The 18,215-nt window shown below is 69.7% G+C and carries 20 protein-coding genes and 1 pseudogene; 11 read left to right on the top strand and 10 right to left on the bottom strand.

Annotated features, from left to right (window positions below; translation table 11 throughout):
* Positions 1–6: 6 nt before the first annotated feature.
* The 3 genes from ispF to ACIRRU_RS04135 all read right to left on the bottom strand — a co-directional run bounded on the left by ispF (position 7) and on the right by ACIRRU_RS04135 (position 2,247).
* Positions 7–525: a 2-C-methyl-D-erythritol 2,4-cyclodiphosphate synthase gene (gene ispF, locus ACIRRU_RS04145; RefSeq protein WP_403675909.1), complete on the bottom strand. Its 519-nt coding sequence runs from the start codon at positions 523–525 to the stop codon at positions 7–9.
* Complete coding sequence (gene ispD / locus ACIRRU_RS04140) at positions 515–1,282, bottom strand: 2-C-methyl-D-erythritol 4-phosphate cytidylyltransferase (protein ID WP_403675906.1); 768 nt, start codon at positions 1,280–1,282, stop codon at positions 515–517. The genes ispF and ispD overlap by 11 nt, the downstream gene beginning before the upstream one ends.
* Positions 1,283–1,764: 482 nt before the next feature.
* On the bottom strand, positions 1,765–2,247 hold the full coding sequence (locus ACIRRU_RS04135) for a CarD family transcriptional regulator (RefSeq protein ID WP_003953493.1): 483 nt from the start codon (positions 2,245–2,247) through the stop codon (positions 1,765–1,767).
* 816 nt (positions 2,248–3,063) lie between these two features.
* Between ACIRRU_RS04135 and ACIRRU_RS04130 the strand changes: the two genes are divergently transcribed.
* Positions 3,064–3,774: a DUF461 domain-containing protein gene (locus ACIRRU_RS04130; RefSeq protein ID WP_403675903.1), complete on the top strand. Its 711-nt coding sequence runs from the start codon at positions 3,064–3,066 to the stop codon at positions 3,772–3,774.
* Between the two features lie 254 nt (positions 3,775–4,028).
* Here the strand turns inward: ACIRRU_RS04130 and ACIRRU_RS04125 are convergent, their stop codons facing one another.
* Both ACIRRU_RS04125 and ACIRRU_RS04120 read right to left on the bottom strand, forming a co-directional pair.
* A complete protein-coding gene (locus tag ACIRRU_RS04125; RefSeq protein WP_003968183.1) occupies positions 4,029–4,709 on the bottom strand; it encodes a response regulator transcription factor in 681 nt (226 codons plus the stop codon).
* Positions 4,706–5,968 (bottom strand): ATP-binding protein, encoded by a 1,263-nt coding sequence (locus ACIRRU_RS04120; RefSeq protein ID WP_363203834.1) that lies wholly within the window; start codon positions 5,966–5,968, stop codon positions 4,706–4,708. The genes ACIRRU_RS04125 and ACIRRU_RS04120 overlap by 4 nt, the downstream gene beginning before the upstream one ends.
* A 197-nt stretch (positions 5,969–6,165) precedes the next feature.
* Here ACIRRU_RS04120 and phoU point away from each other — a divergent pair, with 197 nt between their 5' ends.
* Entirely contained in the window at positions 6,166–6,843 is a 678-nt protein-coding gene (phoU, locus tag ACIRRU_RS04115; protein ID WP_363203835.1) for a phosphate signaling complex protein PhoU, read from the top strand.
* Positions 6,844–7,044: 201 nt separating this feature from the next.
* Positions 7,045–7,194 carry a hypothetical protein gene (locus tag ACIRRU_RS04110; protein ID WP_363203836.1) on the top strand — a complete coding sequence of 50 codons (150 nt, stop codon included), beginning with the start codon at positions 7,045–7,047 and terminating at the stop codon, positions 7,192–7,194.
* Between the two features lie 92 nt (positions 7,195–7,286).
* Here ACIRRU_RS04110 and ACIRRU_RS04105 read toward each other — a convergent pair whose 3' ends face one another.
* The gene (locus ACIRRU_RS04105) at positions 7,287–8,657 is read right to left on the bottom strand and encodes an MDR family MFS transporter (RefSeq protein ID WP_403675898.1); all 1,371 of its coding nucleotides are present in this window, start codon (positions 8,655–8,657) and stop codon (positions 7,287–7,289) included.
* Between the two features lie 207 nt (positions 8,658–8,864).
* Between ACIRRU_RS04105 and ACIRRU_RS04100 the strand changes: the two genes are divergently transcribed.
* On the top strand, positions 8,865–9,626 hold the full coding sequence (locus ACIRRU_RS04100) for a phosphoglyceromutase (RefSeq protein ID WP_403675896.1): 762 nt from the start codon (positions 8,865–8,867) through the stop codon (positions 9,624–9,626).
* A 167-nt stretch (positions 9,627–9,793) separates the two neighbouring features.
* Here ACIRRU_RS04100 and ACIRRU_RS04095 read toward each other — a convergent pair whose 3' ends face one another.
* Complete coding sequence (locus ACIRRU_RS04095; RefSeq protein WP_403675893.1) at positions 9,794–10,534, bottom strand: class I SAM-dependent DNA methyltransferase; 741 nt, start codon at positions 10,532–10,534, stop codon at positions 9,794–9,796.
* A gap of 189 nt (positions 10,535–10,723) precedes the next feature.
* Positions 10,724–11,617, bottom strand: a complete 894-nt coding sequence (locus ACIRRU_RS04090) for a polysaccharide deacetylase family protein (protein WP_403675890.1) — start codon at positions 11,615–11,617, stop codon at positions 10,724–10,726.
* Positions 11,618–11,748: 131 nt separating this feature from the next.
* On the opposite strand from ACIRRU_RS04090, the pseudogene ACIRRU_RS04085 reads away from it, so the two are divergent.
* From ACIRRU_RS04085 to ACIRRU_RS04065, 5 genes and pseudogenes are all read left to right on the top strand, one after another.
* Positions 11,749–12,009 (top strand): annotated as a pseudogene (locus tag ACIRRU_RS04085) (hypothetical protein); the annotation flags it as partial.
* 325 nt (positions 12,010–12,334) lie between these two features.
* A complete protein-coding gene (locus tag ACIRRU_RS04080) occupies positions 12,335–12,814 on the top strand; it encodes a transposase (RefSeq protein ID WP_403675887.1) in 480 nt (159 codons plus the stop codon).
* A 170-nt stretch (positions 12,815–12,984) separates the two neighbouring features.
* On the top strand, positions 12,985–14,313 hold the full coding sequence (locus ACIRRU_RS04075; protein ID WP_403675885.1) for a pentapeptide repeat-containing protein: 1,329 nt from the start codon (positions 12,985–12,987) through the stop codon (positions 14,311–14,313).
* A gap of 336 nt (positions 14,314–14,649) precedes the next feature.
* The gene (locus ACIRRU_RS04070) at positions 14,650–15,657 is read left to right on the top strand and encodes a winged helix-turn-helix domain-containing protein (protein WP_403675882.1); all 1,008 of its coding nucleotides are present in this window, start codon (positions 14,650–14,652) and stop codon (positions 15,655–15,657) included.
* Between the two features lie 107 nt (positions 15,658–15,764).
* Positions 15,765–16,220 carry a hypothetical protein gene (locus ACIRRU_RS04065; protein ID WP_403675879.1) on the top strand — a complete coding sequence of 152 codons (456 nt, stop codon included), beginning with the start codon at positions 15,765–15,767 and terminating at the stop codon, positions 16,218–16,220.
* A 131-nt stretch (positions 16,221–16,351) separates the two neighbouring features.
* Here the strand turns inward: ACIRRU_RS04065 and ACIRRU_RS04060 are convergent, their stop codons facing one another.
* Positions 16,352–16,525 (bottom strand): hypothetical protein, encoded by a 174-nt coding sequence (locus tag ACIRRU_RS04060; protein WP_403677051.1) that lies wholly within the window; start codon positions 16,523–16,525, stop codon positions 16,352–16,354.
* A gap of 166 nt (positions 16,526–16,691) precedes the next feature.
* Here ACIRRU_RS04060 and ACIRRU_RS04055 point away from each other — a divergent pair, with 166 nt between their 5' ends.
* Together ACIRRU_RS04055 and ACIRRU_RS04050 are read left to right on the top strand one after the other, a co-directional pair.
* The gene (locus tag ACIRRU_RS04055; RefSeq protein ID WP_403675876.1) at positions 16,692–16,829 is read left to right on the top strand and encodes a hypothetical protein; all 138 of its coding nucleotides are present in this window, start codon (positions 16,692–16,694) and stop codon (positions 16,827–16,829) included.
* A 54-nt stretch (positions 16,830–16,883) separates the two neighbouring features.
* Positions 16,884–17,318 (top strand): transposase, encoded by a 435-nt coding sequence (locus tag ACIRRU_RS04050; RefSeq protein WP_403675873.1) that lies wholly within the window; start codon positions 16,884–16,886, stop codon positions 17,316–17,318.
* A gap of 261 nt (positions 17,319–17,579) precedes the next feature.
* On the opposite strand, the gene ACIRRU_RS04045 is transcribed toward ACIRRU_RS04050, so the two are convergent.
* On the bottom strand, positions 17,580–18,188 hold the full coding sequence (locus ACIRRU_RS04045; protein WP_403675870.1) for a TetR family transcriptional regulator: 609 nt from the start codon (positions 18,186–18,188) through the stop codon (positions 17,580–17,582).
* Positions 18,189–18,215: the final 27 nt, after the last annotated feature.

Genomic DNA, 18,215 nt, shown 5'->3' with positions numbered 1-18,215 from the left:
CGGTGGTCAGCCGGTGCGGTAGACCAGCGCGGTCGCGATCCCGGCGATGCCCTCGCCCCGGCCGGTGAAGCCGAGCCCGTCGGAGGTGGCGGCGGAGAGCGAGACCGGGGCGCCCACCGCGGCGGACAGCACCTGCTGCGCCTCCTCGCGCCGCTTGCCGATCTTCGGGCGGACGCCGACGACCTGGACCGCGACGTTCCCGATCTCGAAGCCCTCGGCGCGGACGATCCGGGCGGCCTCGGTGAGCAGCGTGAGGCCCGCGGCACCGGACCACTCGGGGCGGCCGGTGCCGAAGTGCTGCCCGAGGTCGCCGAGACCGGCGGCGGAGAAGAGCGCGTTGCAGGCGGCGTGCGCGACGACATCGGCGTCGGAGTGCCCGGCGAGACCGGGGCCCTCCCCCTCCCACTTCAGGCCCGCGCACCACAGGTCGCGGCCCTCCTCGAAGGCGTGGATGTCGGTGCCGATCCCGACGAGCGGGACGACGGGGGCGGCGGGGCGCGGGGCCCCGGGATGCTCAGAAGCCATCGTGGGCCCTCCTGCGGGCGAGTACCGCCTCGGCCAGCACCAGGTCGAGCGGCCGGGTCACCTTGAACGCCTCCTCGTGGCCGGGGACGACGACCACCGGGGCGCCGAGGCGCTCCACCATGCCCGCGTCGTCCGTGGCGCCCTCCCCGTCGAGCGCGACCTCGGCGTGGGCCCGCGCCAGCGTGTCCCGGTCGAAGCCCTGAGGCGTCTGCACGGCGCGCAGCCTGGCCCGTACGGGGGTGGCGAGCACCGGTTCCGGCTCCCCGGGGACCCCGGCGGGCTCGACCTCCTTGACGGTGTCCGCGAGCGGGAGTGCGGGGACGACGGCGGGCGCCCCGCCCCGTACGGCCCCGACCACCGCGTCGACCGTGTCGACCGGCACCAGGGGGCGGGCGGCGTCGTGGACGAGGACGACGGCGACGTCCTCCGGCAGCGCGTCCAGGCCGAGCCCCACGGACTCCTGCCGGGTGTCGCCGCCCGGCACCACCAGGTAGTCGGTGTGCTCGGGCAGCGCGTGCTCGTCGAGGAGGTGCTTCACCTCGGGCGCGCCGTCCGGCGGGGCGACGACCACGACGAGCGAGACCGCCCGGGAGGCGGCCATGGCACGGACCGCGTGGATCAGCATGGGCGTGCCGCCGAGGGCACGGAGGGCCTTGGGCGCCCCCGGCCCGAGCCGCACCCCGCGACCGGCCGCGGGGATCACCGCGGCCGTGCGGGGCGGACGTGGCCGGTCGGCCGGGGGTGGCGTCGATGACATCGGTTGCGCTCCGAGGGGACGAAGAAGGTACGGAGGAAAGTCCGAAGGCCGGGCAGGTTCGTCTTCCCGGGTTTGCCTTCCCGGGACACGTGGGTAGGGGCCCAGCGAGCCGGGCGGGACGCCCCTCACTCGAACCGGGCCCCTTCCGTGACACCCGGGTCGGGGAGGACACGTCGCCACCCGGCTCGTACGGACGCACACACGGTTTCGCGCGCGCTCGACGGTGCGGAGCGGTGAGGACCATCGGACGATCCGGCGGGAAAGATCAGGCGTACGTGAAGCGAGTCTCGCCTCACGGTCCCTCCGGGGCGGGCAGTTCGAGGTCCGAACATGCCGCAGCGCCCGACGACACAGTATGAAACGACTGGTCAGCGGGCACCGCAGCACATTCATCCGGCCGAACTCACCGGTAGGTCTCCGACCGGCGCGAGCCGGTCTCGGCCGGTGCGACCCGGGTTCAGCTCAACCGGTGTGACCCGGCCTCAGGACGCGAGGACCTCGTCGAGCAGGGCCTCGGCCTTGTCCTCGTTCGTGTTCTCCGCGAGAGCGAGTTCGCTCACCAGGATCTGGCGGGCCTTGGCGAGCATGCGCTTCTCTCCGGCGGAGAGACCGCGCTCACGCTCCCGACGCCACAGGTCGCGCACGACTTCGGCGACCTTGATGACATCGCCGGAGGCGAGTTTCTCGAGATTTGCCTTGTAACGCCGGGACCAGTTCGTCGGCTCTTCGGCATACGGTGCGCGCAGCACCTCGAAGACCCGGTCCAGCCCGTCCTGCCCGACCACGTCGCGCACGCCCACGAACTCCGCATTGTCCGCCGGCACACGAACCGTCAAGTCGCCCTGGGCGACCTTGAGCACCAAGTAGGTCTTGTCCACGCCTTTGATCTGGCGAGTTTCGATAGCCTCGATCAGCGCGGCCCCGTGATGGGGATAGACCACGGTGTCGCCAACCTTGAACGTCATGTGACAGGTACCCCTTCCGTGGCTATCCAGAGTAACACGAGAATCGACTCTCCTGAATGGCGTTTTCGCAGGTCAGGGCATATCTCGGGGCTTGACAACAGCAACACGAACGTGCTGCGGGAGCCTTCCGGAAGGCGGTATTCGCAGGTCGGAGCCACTGTGCGCCCGGCCCGAAACGCCCTCGTCACACCACCCTCAAGCCCTCCGGAAGAGGACGAAAGTCCCGTTTTGTCGGTTTGCGGATGACGATCATTCCGTGCCGCGTTCGGCGCTCGCCCACCCGTACGGGTGCATGCGTCCGGGCGCAATGCATTTGATCAAGCCAAGCCTCGGCGAGCGATCTTCCCGCGGCGCTTTTCAGGAAAGTGACGGCGGCCGGAAGAAAGGATCACCCGGATTATGTGAACGGCACATGACTTCGCCGCTGACTTACCGGCCGGTAGATCCGGTCGGCGTGCCAGGTGGCGGACCGGCCGGTGGGCCGGATGGCAGACCGCGTGACGGTCTCGGCGCCGCGCGCTCCCGTACGGTCGGCGCCTCCCCCGGCCCCGCCCTCCGGTCCGTCCCCCGGCCCGTCGAGGACGTCCCTCCGGCGGCGGAGGACGCCCCTCCGGACGCGTCACGGCGGCGCCGGGGGAACAGGCGGAACGCGTAGGGGCGGGTCGGGTGCGGGCCGGGTGCGGCGGCTCGGTAGCCTAAGGCCGCTGACACACCCTTAGGGCGGCTTTACGTCACTGCTCAACGCCGCCGCTCCCGGGAGGGTCGGCTCGACGTACGAAGCCCGCAGTCCGACTCGTTCAAGGAGTTGCCGCCGCCGTGAGCCGCAGCCTTCGACACGGCGCTCTCGCCGCCACCGCCACCGCGTTCTCGATCGTGACGCTGTCCGCCTGCGCCGCGGGCAACAGCGCGGAGACGCTCAAGGTCAGGCCGGACAACGCGGCCACCTCGGTCGGCTCCATCAAGGTCCAGAACGCCAACGTCCTCACCGAGCCCGAGGGCGGGTCCGGGGGCTCGGCGGTCGTCGCCGCGACGCTGTTCAACGACGGCACCGAGCGCGAGGTGCTGGAGGCCGTCACGCTGCCCGGCAGCGATGTCCAGGTGAAGCTCCAGCCCGCCAAGGGCAACGGCCCCCTCGTGATCCCGGCCGGCGGGCAGCTCGTCCTCGGCGGCAAGGGCAACGCCTCCGCCGTGATCGAGCAGGGCGGCGAGGCCGCGAGCAACGGCGGCGTGCAGCAGGTCGTCTTCAAGCTGAGCCGGACCGGTGACGTCGGCCTCGGCGCCAGCGTCTTCCCGGCGGAGGGCTTCTTCAAGGACTTCGGCCCCAGCCCGAAGGCCGAGGCGCCCTCGCCGAAGCCGAGCGCGACCCCCTCGGGAACGCCGTCCGGCGAGTCCGGGACCCCGGGCGCGTCCGAGAGCGGGACGCCGGGCGCCGAGGGCACCGAGAGCGGCACCGGCGCCCAGGACGGCGCGGGAACACAGGGCGCGCAGGACACCGGCGACGCCGCCTCGCCGCCCGCCGCCGGCTGACCCGCAGGCGTACGACGGCCTGTAGGGGCGCGTCCTCGGCGGGAGGCGCCCCTACAGGTGGTCGCGTCGGACGTTTCCGCGCGCGCCGGGCCGCGTACGGCGGCCTTCGGGCCTTCAGGGCTGGCTCCGGCAGCCGGGGCGTTCGGTCCGGAACCGGGGCGTTCCCGGCGACCGCTGAAGCACGGCCATCGGGCAGCAGCCATCGGCCCGCCAGTCGCCCACAGGCCATCGGGCATCGGCCATCTGCGGCCGGTTTACGGCTCGAACTTGTACCCCAGTCCCCGGACCGTGACGAGGTACCGGGGGGCGCCCGGGTCGGGCTCGATCTTGGCGCGCAGGCGCTTGACGTGGACGTCGAGGGTCTTGGTGTCGCCGACGTAGTCCGCGCCCCAGACCCGGTCGATGAGCTGCATCCGGGTCAGCACACGGCCCGCGTTGCGCAGCAGCATCTCCAGCAGGTCGAACTCCTTGAGCGGGAGGTCGACCTTGCCGCCGGAGACGGTGACCACGTGCCGGTCCACGTCCATCCGGACCGGGCCCGCCTCCAGGGCGGCCGGAGTGACCTCCTCCGGCTCACCGCGGCGGCGCAGCACCGCGCGGATCCGGGCGACCAGCTCACGGGAGGAGAAGGGCTTGGTGACGTAGTCGTCGGCCCCTATCTCCAGCCCGACGACCTTGTCGATCTCGCTGTCCTTGGCGGTGACCATGATCACCGGGACGTTGGAACGGCTGCGCAGCTGGCGGCAGACCTCGGTGCCGGGCAGGCCCGGCAGCATCAGGTCGAGCAGGACCAGGTCGGCGCCGTTGCGCTCGAACTCGTCCAGGCCGTCGGGCCCGGTCGCCGCGATGGCGACTTCGAAGCCCTCCTTGCGGAGCATGTAGGACAGGGCGTCGCTGAAGGATTCCTCATCCTCGACGACAAGCACTCGGGTCACGGAAGAGCCTCCGGGGCGGGGAAGGGTTCAAAAGTTGCGGTCTCGAACGGCCTCTCGTCGTCGCCGTTGACGATAAGCGGTCCGCCGTTGGTGCGCTCCCTCACGACGCCCGATTCGAGCAGCCGGAGGGTGAAGGTGGAGCCCTGTCCCTCGGAGCTCCAGACGGTGACCTCCCCGCCGTGCGAGGCGGCCACGTGCTTGACGATGGCGAGGCCGAGACCGGTGCCACCGGTGGCCCGTGAGCGGGCCGGGTCGACGCGGTAGAAGCGTTCGAAGACCCGTTCGCGGTCCTTCTCGGAGATGCCGATCCCCTGGTCGGTGACGGCGATCTCGATGAGGTCCCCGCCGGGCGAGGACAGCCGCCGGGCGGCGATGCCGACGCGGGTGCGGGCGGGGCTGTAGTTGACGGCGTTCTCGACGAGGTTGCCGAGCGCGCCGACGAGCTGGCCGCGGTTGCCCCAGACCGTGAGGCCGTCGGCGCCCGCGGAGGCCATGGTGATCTGCTTGGAGCCTGCCTGCTGGCGGCAGCGGTCGATGGCCTCGTCGATCAGGGTCTCCACGCTGACCGGCTCGGCGTACTCCAGCGGGTCGTCGTTCTGCACCCGGGAGAGGTCGATGAGCTCCTGGACCAGGTTGGTCAGCCGGGTGGCCTCGATCTGCATCCGCCCGGCGAACCGCTCCACCGCCTCCGGGTCGTCGGAGGCGTCCATGACCGCTTCGGAGAGCAGCGAGAGCGCTCCCGTCGGCGTCTTGAGCTCATGGCTGACGTTGGCGACGAAGTCGCGCCGCACCGCCTCTATCCGGCGGGCCTCGGTGAGGTCCTCGACCAGCAGCAGCACGAGGCGCGAGCCCAGCGGGGCGACCCGGGCGGAGACGGCGAGGGTGTCCCCCCGGCCGGTGCCCCGCCGGGGGAGGTCCAGCTCGCCCTGGCGTATCTCGCCGTCGCGCCGGGTGTCCCGGGCCATGGTGAGCATCGGCTCGACGGCCAGCCGGCCGCCCCTGACCAGGCCCAGGGCGTACGCCGCGGAACTGGCCTTGACCACGTTGTCGCTCTCGTCGAGGACGACGGCGGAGGAGCTGAGTACGGAGAGGACGGTGTCCACTCCGGGGGGAAGGGCGGCGTTGCTGTCCGGCCGCAGCGAGGTACGCGTGGGCTGTTTCAGGTCGCGCTCGCTCCAGCGGAACGCCAGCATGGCGATGACACCGGTCAGAAGACCGGCTATCGCCGCAGCTGCGGCGACTGCCGCGTTCACGTCCATGCTTCAAGGTTATGCGGGTGCGCGGACACTCTCCCAGCCGTCCGAGTGCCATCTCGAACACTCGTCGCCCAGAGTTCACCGAGGGGTGGGTACCGGTTCACTTAGGGGGTTGGATCCGGACGCGTAACGCCCCCACCGTGTAACCGTGGGGGTCGGTCCGAGACCCCGGCCTCAGTTGGAACTGGAGAGGGACTTCCATGCGCGACGCTTACCACGAGGAACTCGATTCGATCGGAGAAGGCCTGGTCGAGATGGCCCGGCTGGTCGGCTCGGCGATCGGGCGGGCGACCACGTCCATGCTCGACGCCGACCTCACACTGGCGGAGAGCGTGATCGCCGGAGACCAGAAGGTCGACGATCTCCAGCACGACCTGGAGGCCCGCGCCATCGCACTCCTCGCGCGCCAGCAGCCGGTCGCGACGGACCTGCGCATCGTGGTGACCTCGCTGCGGATGAGCGCCGACCTGGAGCGCTCGGGGGACCTCGCCCAGCACGTGGCGAAGCTGGCCCGGCTGCGATTCCCGCAGTCGGCGGTCCCGCAGGACCTGCACGCCACGATCCTGGAGATGGGCCAGCTCGCGCAGCGCCTGATGGCCAAGGCGGCCGAGGTCATCATCACCAAGGACGTCGACCTGGCGCTCCAGCTGGAGCAGGACGACGACGAGATGGACCTGCTGCACCGCACGCTGTTCCAGCACCTGATGGACGACCGCTGGAAGCACGGCATCGAGACGGCCGTCGACGTGACCCTGCTGGGCCGCTACTACGAGCGCTTCGCCGACCACGCGGTGTCGGTCGCCAAGCGCGTCGTCTACCTGGTGACGGGCGAGCACGCGAGCGAGCTCCAGTCGGTGCCCCCGGTGGAGGGGGCGTAGGTCCGCACCCTCCGGAGCGGGTTCGGAGGAGGCTTAGGTCCCGGCGCACTCTCCGGGCCGGTTCGCCGACGGCGTACGCGCGTCGCACATACGTTCCTGCGCGCGTGCGCCGTTGATGCGCCCGCCGGGCTGGGCATGCAATGGGGCGGGGGCGGCGCACCATGCCGACGGCCGCCCCGCCGTATGCCCTGAGGAGGGACCATGGCCGAATCCCCCACGAGCGACCCCCAGCGCGAGACCCCGACCGACGTGGTGCGCCCGACCGTGCTCGGCGCCTGCGGCTGCGGCTCGGGCTGCGGGTGCGGCTGCCAGTCCGGTGCGCCGTGCCAGTGCGGCGGCTGCTCCGGCTGACCCGCACGTACGGACCCGGGGCACCCGGCGTCCGCCCGGTGGAAGCAGCACCGGGCGGACGCCGTACGCGTACCGGACAGCCCGGCCCCACGTCAGACGGCGCGCTCCACCGCCGCCCGCCCCCGCGCGGCCCCGCCCTCCGCGGCCGACGCCCCCAGCGCGTCACCGGGCACCGGCTCCGCCTGGTCCGGGCGGGCCTCGGGGGGCACGGGCGCCGGCTCGGGCACGACGGTCCCGCCGCCGCTCCGCTCGCGTGGCAGGTCGCGCATCAGCAGCCAGTAGCCAAGCCCGGCGACCGTACCGATCGCCGCGCAGGTCCCCCAGAGCCAGGCCGCGCCGTAGCGGTCGATCACGAAACCGGACATCAGGGGGGCGACGAGCGCCGCCACCGACCAGGACATCGTGTACATGCCCTGGTAGCGGCCCCGGCCGTGGGCGGGCGACAACTGGACGACCAGCCCCGTCTGGGTGGGCGCGTTGACGATCTCGGCGAGGGTCCAGACGCACACGGTCAGCGTGTAGAGGGCGACCGATCCGGCGAACGCGGTCAGCCCGAATCCGTACCCGGCGAGCACCGAGGAGATGATCAGCAGCCGCCGCGGGTCCCGGTCCTGGATGAAGCGGGTGACGGGGATCTGGAGCACCACGATCAGCAGACCGTTGACGGCGATGGCGGTGCCGAAGTCGGAGCTGGTGAGCCCGTCCTCCACCATGGCCACCGGCAGCCCCACGTACCCCTGCTGGAAGATCAGCGCCACCAGGAACGACAGCCCCACCACACCCATGAACCGCCCGTCGCGCAGCACGGTGGTCAGCCGCACCTCGTCCTTGGCCCGCTTGCCGTCGGCGGACCGGGCGGCCGTCTGCGGCGGCCGGGACTCCGGCACCTTCACGAAGACGACGACGGCGCACATCAGGGTCATCAGGGCTTCGCCGAGGAAACCGGCGAGGTAGCTGTACTCGGCGATGAACCCGGCCGCGGTGGACGAGATCGCGAAACCGAGGTTGATGGCCCAGAAGTTCAGCGAGAACGCCCGGACCCGGTCCTTCGGATCGACGATGTCGGCCATCATCGCCTGGACGGCGGGGCGCGAGGCATTGCTCGCCATGCCGACGAGGAACGCCACCGCCGCGATCGCCAGCGGGTCCCGCACGAACCCGAGCAGCGCCACCGACACCGCCGTCGAGGACTGCGCGACGAGCATGGTGGGCCGCCGCCCGAGCCGGTCGGTCATCACCCCCGCGCCCAGCGAGGAGATGACCCCGCCGAGCCCGTAGACCGCGACGACGAGACCGGCGTACGAGGCGGAGTACCCCCGGTCCAGGGTCAGATACAGCGCCATGAACGTGGCGACGAAGGCCCCGAGACGGTTGACGAGGGTGCTGAGCCACAGCCACCAGAACGCCCGGGGCAGCCCGGAGACGGTCTCGCGGACGGCTGTGGTGATCCCGGCCACGGACATACGGATACCCCCACAGGACGGACGGAAAGAGCGCCGCGGGTAACACTCCCGGCGACTCTCCGAACGTTACGAACTCCGGCTCCCCGGCCGCCACCGGATTGACGCCCGCCGTCAATCGGCCACCCGCCGGACACCGCCGCCCCGGGGCCCTGTCCGCCCCGCGGGCGGGCGCGCGGAGGCCACGGGGGTTCGATTACGCTCGGACCCATGGCCGACGCACCGTACAAGCTGATCCTCCTCCGCCACGGCGAGAGCGAATGGAACGCGAAGAACCTGTTCACCGGTTGGGTGGACGTCAACCTCACCGAGAAGGGCGAGAAGGAGGCGGTCCGCGGCGGTGAGCTGCTCAAGGACGCCGGTCTGCTCCCCGACGTCCTGCACACCTCCCTCCAGCGCCGCGCGATCCGCACCGCGCAGCTGGCCCTGGAGTCCGCCGACCGCCTGTGGATCCCGGTCCGCCGCTCCTGGCGCCTCAACGAGCGCCACTACGGTGCGCTCCAGGGCAAGGACAAGGCCCAGACGCTCGCCGAGTTCGGCGAGGAGCAGTTCATGCTGTGGCGCCGCTCGTACGACACCCCGCCGCCGCCGCTGGACCGCGACGACGAGTACAGCCAGTTCGACGACCCGCGTTACGCGGCCCTCCCGCCGGAGGTGCGCCCGGACACGGAGTGCCTGAAGGACGTCGTCGTCCGGATGCTCCCGTACTGGTTCGACAACATCGTCCCCGACCTCCTCACCGGCCGCACGGTCCTGGTCGCCGCACACGGCAACAGCCTCCGCGCCCTGGTGAAGCACCTGGACGGCATCTCGGACGCGGACATCGCGGGCCTGAACATCCCGACCGGCATCCCGCTCTCCTACGAACTGGACGCCGACTTCACGCCGCTGAAGCCGGGCGGCACGTACCTCGACCCGGACGCGGCGAAGGCCGCCATCGAGGCCGTGAAGAACCAGGGCAAGAAGAAGTAGCCCGCCGCACCTCGCTCCGGCTCCCGAGCCCCCTGCCCGTGGTTGTCCCGCGGGTAGGGGGCTCGGCGCGTGGGGCCGGGTCCGCCTTGACCGGCCGGGCTCGGTGCGTGGGGCCGGGCTTGTCCTGCGGGCGGCGGGTCCGTCCCGTGGGGTCCGGGCCGACCGGATCAGAGCGGCTTGCGCCAGACGGAGATGTGCTTGTCCGCGTCCTGGCCGAACGGCGCCCCGTCCCAGTCCGCGACCCGGCTCTCCAGCTCCAGCCCGGCGATCCGGGCCATCAGGTCCAGCTCGGCCGGCCAGGCGTACCGGTGGCGGGAGTTGGCGCGGCGGTAGGAGCCATGGTCGCCGTCGCGGGTGAAGTGGTGCGAGGTCAGGACCTGTTCGACCAAGTCGAAGGTGTCGAAGCCGAGGTGCCGCTCGGACACGTCGAACGGCACCGCGACCTGTCCGGGCGGGAGGAACCGCAGGGGCGGCACGCCCAATTCGACGACGAACCGGCCACCGGGGGCCAGATGGCGGGCCGCGTTCTCGAAGCACGTGACCTGTTCGTCCTGGGTGAGCAGGTTCGAGATGGTGTTGTAGACGAGGTAGACGAGGGTGAAGTCCCCGGGGACGACCGTCGTGGCCATGTCCCCGATGACCACCGGGAGCGTCTCCTCGTCGGCCTTGCGGCGGAGCACCGCCGCCATCGGCTCGGACAGTTCGATGCCCGTCACGGGCACGCCGCGCTCCCGCAGCGGCACGCCCACGCGCCCGGTTCCGATGGCGAACTCCAGGGCCCGGCCGCCACCGGCGAGTCCGGCGAGGAAGTCGAGGGCCAGCCCGAGGACGGCGGGCGAGGAGTTCGCGGCCTCCTCGGCGTCGTAGCGGTCGGCGGTCTCTCGGCTCCACAGTTCACTGCTCGCCATGGACGACCACCTTTACGGGTACCGGGGAGTCTGTCGACACGTTTTCCCGGTGGCCGCGATTGGCTTTATTCACCAGTAGTGCCGTCAGTGATGTTCACGAGCTTCGACAGCACTGGGGTACTTGCCAGGGCAGCATCGGGGTGCTCCTAGTGAAAGGTCCTGGTCATGCCGCAAGGACCCGATCGGTCGTCAAGGGCTGACGGTCTTGGACCAGACTCGCTGAATCGTGCGGTAGTCGACCACGGTTATGTCCTCCTGCTGGAGAACCTCACGTGCCTGCGGCGAGATCAGGAACTCGTAGTCCGTCCGGCGCACGAGCCAGCCACCGTCGACGGTCTGCGATTCCTTGTCACCCAGGCTGGGATGAACTGCCCATTCGTTGAGCCCGGCAGGCAGGTCCCGCAGTAGCTGGGCGTACCGGGCCGCCTTGCCTTCGAGGTCCAGGGAATAGCTGCCCAGGAAGTCGTTGTCGGTGACCGGGAGCCGGCGGCTCCGCATGGCCTGGCGCCCGGGTTCGAGCCAGATCCGGACCGCGAGACCGGACTCCGCTGCCAGATCTACGGTCAGGTCGAGGATGTCGTCGCGGCCGCCATCGGCCAGGCAGTGGAAGTCCAGATGGGTCGGCGTGAGCTCAGCGTCGGCCACGGCATCGATCTGGGCGCGGAACTCAAGTTCGATCTCATCCAGGTGAGCCTGGCTGAGCAGGGTCGCCCTGCCGGCCGGTGTCGGCGAGAACAGCTCGCCCGCAGGGTCCAGCAGTGAGAGAACCCGTTCTCCGTCGCTCAACGGCCCCCACGGGATACCGGGCATTTCGCATACCAGAGTGAGGTGGATCCCGAACGGGATCTGCGGTCTCTGGCTGAGCAGTTTCATCGCCTGCGGCGCCCCTGGGCACGGCACCATCAGGCTGCACGAGGTGGCGATACCTTCCTCGATCGACTCGATCACCGCGGCGTTGATCGCTGGATACATCCCGAAGTCATCGCAGTTGACGATCAGCAAGCGCACCTCAGGCGGATATCCCAGTAGCTCGCTCGACTGCGCCGAAGACGCGACGGCCGTGGGAACGCTGACCTCATCCATGCCCGCAGTGTGAGACCTGGACCAGAACCCCGCACCGCATTTTGCCACCGCAGAGCTACAGCGCCGTCGTTTTTCGGGTTCTGGCTGAACTTCTGTGACGCGGTGACGCTGAACGACCGCCGGGCCCTTTCGTGTCGTACGCGAAGTCGCCCGAAATTGGTCCGTGGACGAGGTGGCTGGGCCGAGAGTTCGGAGCCGTGGAAGAGGCCGTGCTCCGGCTGAAGGAGCTGCTGTTCCCGTCGGTGGCGGACGTCGAGGTGCTGTCGGTGGACGTGAGTATCGCGATAGTCCGTGTCGATGTCCGCTGCACTGCGGACGGTGCCGAGTGTCCGGGGTGCGGAGTCTGGTCGAACCGGGTTCACGGGTCCTACCTGCGGTTTCCTGTGGATGTTCCGAGTGCGGGCCGAAGAGTCATACTTCGTTTGCGGGTCCGTCGGTTCGCTTGCCGAAGCCCGGTGTGCCCGCGCCGGACCTTCGTCGAGCAGATAGCGGGACTGACACGTCGGCACGTCCAGCGCACCGAGAGGCTGCGCCCGGATCTGGCCGTTGTGGGTCTCGCCCTGGCGGGTCGGGCAGGGTCCAGGCTGGCCTCCGTGCTCGGCATGCCGGTCAGCCGGAGCACGGTACTTCGGCTGGTGGACGCGCTTCCCGAGCCCGAACTGGCCGCACCGCTGGAACGAGGGCCGCACCAACGCCTGGAAGCTGTGGGAGGAGATCGTGCCGCTCGGCTACAAGGGCAGCTACCAGCGCGTCCGCGCCTTCCTGCACAAGAAGCGCACCTCACCGCGACCGGTGGTCGCCCGGCCGCCCTCGCCCCGGACGGTCGCCGGATGGATTCTCCGGCGACCGGAGGCTCTTCCCGAGGCCGAACAACTGCTGCTCAAGACTGTACGCACCCACTGCCCGGAGATCGACGCGCTCACCCGCCATGTTCGGTCGTTCGCCGTCATGCTGACCGAGCGCCGGGGCGAGCGGCTCCCGGACTGGCTCGCAGCTGTCCGGCAGGACGACCTGCCCAGTCTCCATACCCTTGCTGCCGGCATCGACCGCGACCGCGACGCCGTCATCACCGGACTTACCCTGCCCTGGAGTTCGGGCGCAGTCGAAGGCCATGTCAACCGGATCAAGATGCTCAAGCGCCAGATGTTCGGGCGGGCAGGACACCAACTTCTCCGTAAGCGCGCGCTATTAGCGTGAGATTTCGTTGCAACGGCCCGTAACGCCGCTCACCCGCAACCGCAACCCCCTCCAGGAACACCTCTTGAGGGATGAGCCGGGGTCACACTCAAGCGCACCGGGATTCCTGACGGGGTCCTGTTGTCAGGTTCCGGGGAACTGATCAGACGATCTGGTGTTTCCTTGTGGTCATGAAGAGGGCTTCGTCGCTGCGCAGGGGGGACCGTGGCCTGCGGCTGTGGCCTGTCGGCTCTGCCCTCGTCCTGACCTTCACCGCGGCAATCCTGGTGGCGGCGGGGGTCTTCTACAGCGGGTGGGAACTGCTCGCGGTGCAAGGGCTCGAACCTCAGCGCCGTATCGACGCGAAGACCCTCTTCGACCTGGTGACGCTGTCCTTCGGCGTGGTCGCCGGCGCGGGCGCTCTGGTCGCCCTGGTGGTGGCCTACCGCCGCCAGCGCGTGGATGAAGAAGGTGCCCGCCGGGAAGCGACCCGCCTGCACACCGAGCGTTTCACCACGGCCGTGGGCCAGCTCGGCGACGAATCCCCCGCAGTGCGGCTCGGCGCGGTCCACGCCCTGGCCGGTCTCGCCGACGACGCCCCCGACAGCAGCCTGCGCGAGACCTGCATCGACGTCCTGTGCGCCTACCTCCAGCTCCCGTTCACCCCCGACCCCGGAGGCGACGACGCCAACAGGGAGGAACACCACCTCTACCTGTCCCTGCGCAAGGTCCGCCACACGATCCTGCGTCTTATCGGCGACCATTACCGGCGTCCGCGGGGAACACACCGGTCCTGGCAGGGCTGCGACCTCGACCTGACCGGCGTCACCATCGACGGCGACATGAACTTCCACGATGCGGCGTTCTCCGACGGCACGGTGAACCTCAGCGGCGCGGCGTTTGCCGGCTGCACGGTGGACTTCAGCGGCGCGGCGTTCTGCGGCGCCAGCGTGTTCTTCAATGGCGCGACGTTCTCCGACGCCACGGTGATTTTCGACGGCGCGACGTTCCCCGACGGCATCGTGAGCTTCAGCCACGCTACGTTCGCCGGCGATACTGTGCTTTTCAATGGCGCGATGTTCACCGGCGGCATGGTGAGCTTCAACGATGCGGTGTTCTCCAGCGATCTCGTGTCTTTCCGCGGGGCGGGCTTCTCCGGCGGCTATGTGCCCTTCGTCGGCGCGGCGTTTACCAGCGACACGGTGACCTTTGAACGCGCGAAGTTCTCCGGCAATCCCGTATCCCTCGGCGACCTTCCGGTATCCGGCACCCACCGCAACGTCGGCGAGCTCCGGCTTCCCGGCGAATCCCGCGACGTCGCCGATCTGCGGCTTCCCGGGATCTCCCATCGCCTCGGCGACCTGCGGCTCTCTGATACCCCGGTGTCCTTCGCCGGCGCGACGCTGACCGGTGGAGCGCTGAATTTCGAGGGTGCCGGGGGAACGGCTCCGGACGGACTGGTGGACGTCGTCGGCGGTCCTGTGCCAGTGGCGGTGACCCTGCCATCGACGTGGGGGTGAGACCTGCACCCAGCCCGCACCGGTATCGGAGCCGAGTACACCCGCCCAGGGCCCGGCGGGCCACCGGATTCCCTGAGCGGAACGCGCAGTTGGCACCCCGTCTGCTACGGGGTCCGGCGGCCACTTCACTCAGCGTCGCGCTTCCCAGCCCCATCGAGGATGGTCCGTGGCACAGGGCAGGAGCAGACAGACAGGATCGCGTCGATGTCCCGGTCCAGTTCGCCTCCGCCGCTTGGCGGCGGCCAACGGCCAGCCGGGCAGTGACGATGACCGGCGACGACGTCGACGAGACGAGGTCCGGTGAACGCCTGAGGGCACCGCAAAGGAGGTTTTACGGTGTTACGCATCCACTTCACGTCGGAGGACCTGAGACGAACGCGGGTCGCCGCGACACTCGGGGTGGCGGCGGAGACGTATCACAGCCTGGAGATGCTGCGGGACTCCCATAGCTCTCCCCTGCTCAACGCGTGGCGGGCGGCCGCTGCCCTGCGACTGGGGCCACACACGCGTCCACTCGCCTGGCTGCTCCCGGCGCGCGGCCCCGGGCTCGATGTGCTGGCCCTGATGGGTGACCCGCCCGATGTGGACCATGCCGTGGACAACTTGCTGTCCACTCCCCGTCCCCGGCTGCACAGGGAGTTCGACGGCATCGAATTCCGACCCGCGCACGCGCCGTGGGCACGACGTCTGCGTGACGGGGATCGTGAAGCCCTGCTCGAGTTCGCCGCGGCTGTGCGCGGCTGGCACCAACTGGCCGTCGAGCCGTTCTGGAATCAGGCACGGTCCGCTCTGATCGCGTTGTCGTCCCGTTACTCGGAGCTGGTGCTTCAAGGTGGTGTCGATCTGTTGTTGAGGTCGCTCGGTGTCCCGGGGACGCGGTGGTGTCCGCCCGTGCTGGAAGCACCCTATCCGCGCCGGACCGACGTTCATCTGTGCGGCAGGGGCCTGGACATCACGCCGGCGGTTTTCTCTCCTGACGGCGTGAGCTTCCTGTGGGATCCGCTCGACACCGGGCGGCCGCCCAGACTGATAGTCCCCGCCCTTCGTGAGCCGCTGGCACCCGGTGGGTGGGCCACCCCGGGCGGCGTCCCCGATCCTGCCCTGGTTTCCCTGCTGGGGCGCACCCGAGCCGCCGCGCTCCTGGCGGCCACGGGGAGTTGCACGACGACGGAGCTGGCCCGTGGGCTCGGTGTCTCGGCGGCGGCCGCCAGCCAGCACACCCGGGTCCTGCGGGACGCGGGTCTCATCACCAGCACGCGCCGGGGCGGGTCCGTTCTCCACCTCATCACCCCCTTGGGAACTGCCCTGCTCACAGAGCAGCGGTTCAACCCAGGGAGGGTTTAAGGCACCGCTTAAAACGTTGTCGACGCGGAAGGGGCCAGCTCATCATTCCCAGAGCCGGGCGCCACCGGCCCGGCCGGACCATCATTCCGATCTGGGAGGAAAGATCAGTGAGCAAGATATCCAAGACGAAAGGTCGTCTTCTGTCCGCCGGTGCGGTCTTCGGGGTCGCGGCAGGCGTCACCTTGAGTGGGGTGAGCACCGCGTCCGCAGCCCCGGCTGGGTACGCGGGTCCGTTCGATGGCCCCTGCAAGGGCAGCCTGGTGAGGACCATCGGGGTCCCGGACAACGTGGCTCAGATCCAGGTTTGGTACGACAGCGCCGGTAGCGGTACGTACTGCGCGAAGACCTACGACAATCGGTCTGGAAAGCACCGGATGGAGGTTCGTCTACGCCATGCAGGGTGGACGACGTCCTGGAATGACACCGGCCTGTACGACACCTACGCCGGCGGGATCTACGTCTCCGGGGCCAACACCGCGTGTGCTTACGTGAGTGGATGGGTCGAGGTCAACGGAACCAGGCACACACGCCCGGAGACACTGGTCTGCGAAGAAACAACCTGAGATTTACCCTTTACCGGGTCCGGCCGCGCGGCCATGGCAAGTGCAGTTTCCGGGGTTGTGCGGCTGGGCCGGGTGTGACCGGTGGGGTGCGAGGGTTGATCTCCGTTTCGGGTGACAATCGGTGATGGCTGTCAGGTGGTTCGGAGGGCTTGGGGCGGCGTAACGGGGAGGCGGTCGAGGATGGGTTCAATGTAGTTGAGCTGGGCGACGATGTGGCGGACCCGTTTGTCGTTCGGGTGGGCGGCGGCGTGCGGGGCGACGATGCCGGTAATGAACCGCACGTCATCCCGGCGCAGCGATCTCAAGTGATCAGTATCAGGCGTCACTCACAGTGCACGGATCACAAGACCTGAGCCAGAACCATTTTTCGTGAACACTCACCGCGACGCTGAGCACCAACCGCTGCTGAAACAGATCGACAAACGCGGTCGCTGGAAGTGAACAAAGCCAGCCGCCGGTACTCCGGAGGCGATGGCGAGGATGACGCTCACCACCTTCCAGGCCGCCCGCGAAGGCCGCTTCGCGGGAGTCGATCCGTTGCTCGCCGAGCTGCTGGGCCGCGAGCCTCGCAGCGTCACCGACCAGCTCGCGGACGCGAACGCCGCCTGAAAGAGGAGGCAGTGGCGTGCTCAGCAGGGGGGATCTCACCGATGCGAGTGGGCAGTGCTGGAGCCTCTGCTGCCCAAGAGCAACAACCGCTGCGGCCGCTGGCGGAACCACCGACAGGTAATCAACGGAATCATTCACCGGTTGAGTACCGGCTGTCAGTGGTGTCAGCTGCCCGCTCGCTTCGGCCCGTGGCAGACCATTCACAAACGCCACAGCCGCTGGTCTGCCGACGGCACCTGGGAACGGCTGCTTCAGCACGCCCAGGCGATCGCCGACGCAGGCGGTGACATCGACTGGAACATCAACGTCGAGTCCACTTCCGTCCGGGCCACCAGCACGCCGCCGGCGCTGCGACCAATCCGCCACCAGTACCTCCGGCTGCCTCAAAAGGGCCCCTGCCAAGATCAGTGCACCTGCGCGCACAGGCGCCTGATCCTGGCGGAGGCGGCGCGGCAGGCGAAGCACTCGGCCGTTCCCGCGGCGGCCTGACCACGAAGATTCACCTCAGCGCGGACGGCAGATGCCGCCCGCTCTCCCTGGTCCTCACGCCCGGACTGCACACAGTTCGAGCCCGTCATGGGCAAGATCCGCGTCCACTGGCTCGGCGCGGTACGGCCGCGGCGGCTGCCGGACAATGTCGGCGCCGCCCCGTGGGTGGAAGCAGCCGAAGTTCCTGTGTGAGTCCTGGGCTCCGGTCCTGGCCGGAGCCCAGGCAACATGCGTGAGTGCCGCCAGGGGTGTTGGTGCCAGTCATGAGGGGGATGCATCGCCTCTGCCAGCCGCGGTGGCGCTTTGGACGCAGTCGTGGAGCAGAGCGCGGCGCTGGTCATGTGCGTCATCGGGTTCTTGGCTGCTGGCCGCATATACGTTGCTGACCGGTGACCAGGCCATGGACATGGCGATGACCATGGCCATGATGTCGAACGGATCACCTGCGCGGACCCGCCCGGCGGCCTGGGCCTCGGCGATGGCCGTGAGCTTGCGGTCGTCGTAGTGCTGGTGCGTCTCGACGAGGTGCCCGGCAGGCCGGCGCTCCAGTCGTGTCCAGGTCGCCAGCCGGATGAGGTCGGGGCGGCGCAGGTATTCGTCATAGAGACGAACAGCCCACCCCGCGAGATCCTCGGCGTCGATGGGCACGACGTTGGTGATGCGCTCCAGCGAGCTGAGGAAGATCGCGTCGAAGAGTTGCTCCTTGTCGCCGAAGTAGGCGTAGAGCTGTGCCTTGTTGGTGCGCGCTGCCGTCACGATGCGTTCGATGCGCGCCCCGGCGATGCCGTACTGGGCGAACTCTTCGGTGGCGGCGTCCAGGATGCGCTGGTAGGTCGCGGCGCCTCGCGAGGTCTGGGGCTGTGCAGGCATGTCCGCACTCTACCAAACAGAACAGTT

The organism is Streptomyces sp. NPDC101181, from assembly GCF_044767975.1.
Taxonomy (GTDB): domain Bacteria; phylum Actinomycetota; class Actinomycetes; order Streptomycetales; family Streptomycetaceae; genus Streptomyces.
This window is presented reverse-complemented; position numbering and strand designations above follow the sequence as displayed.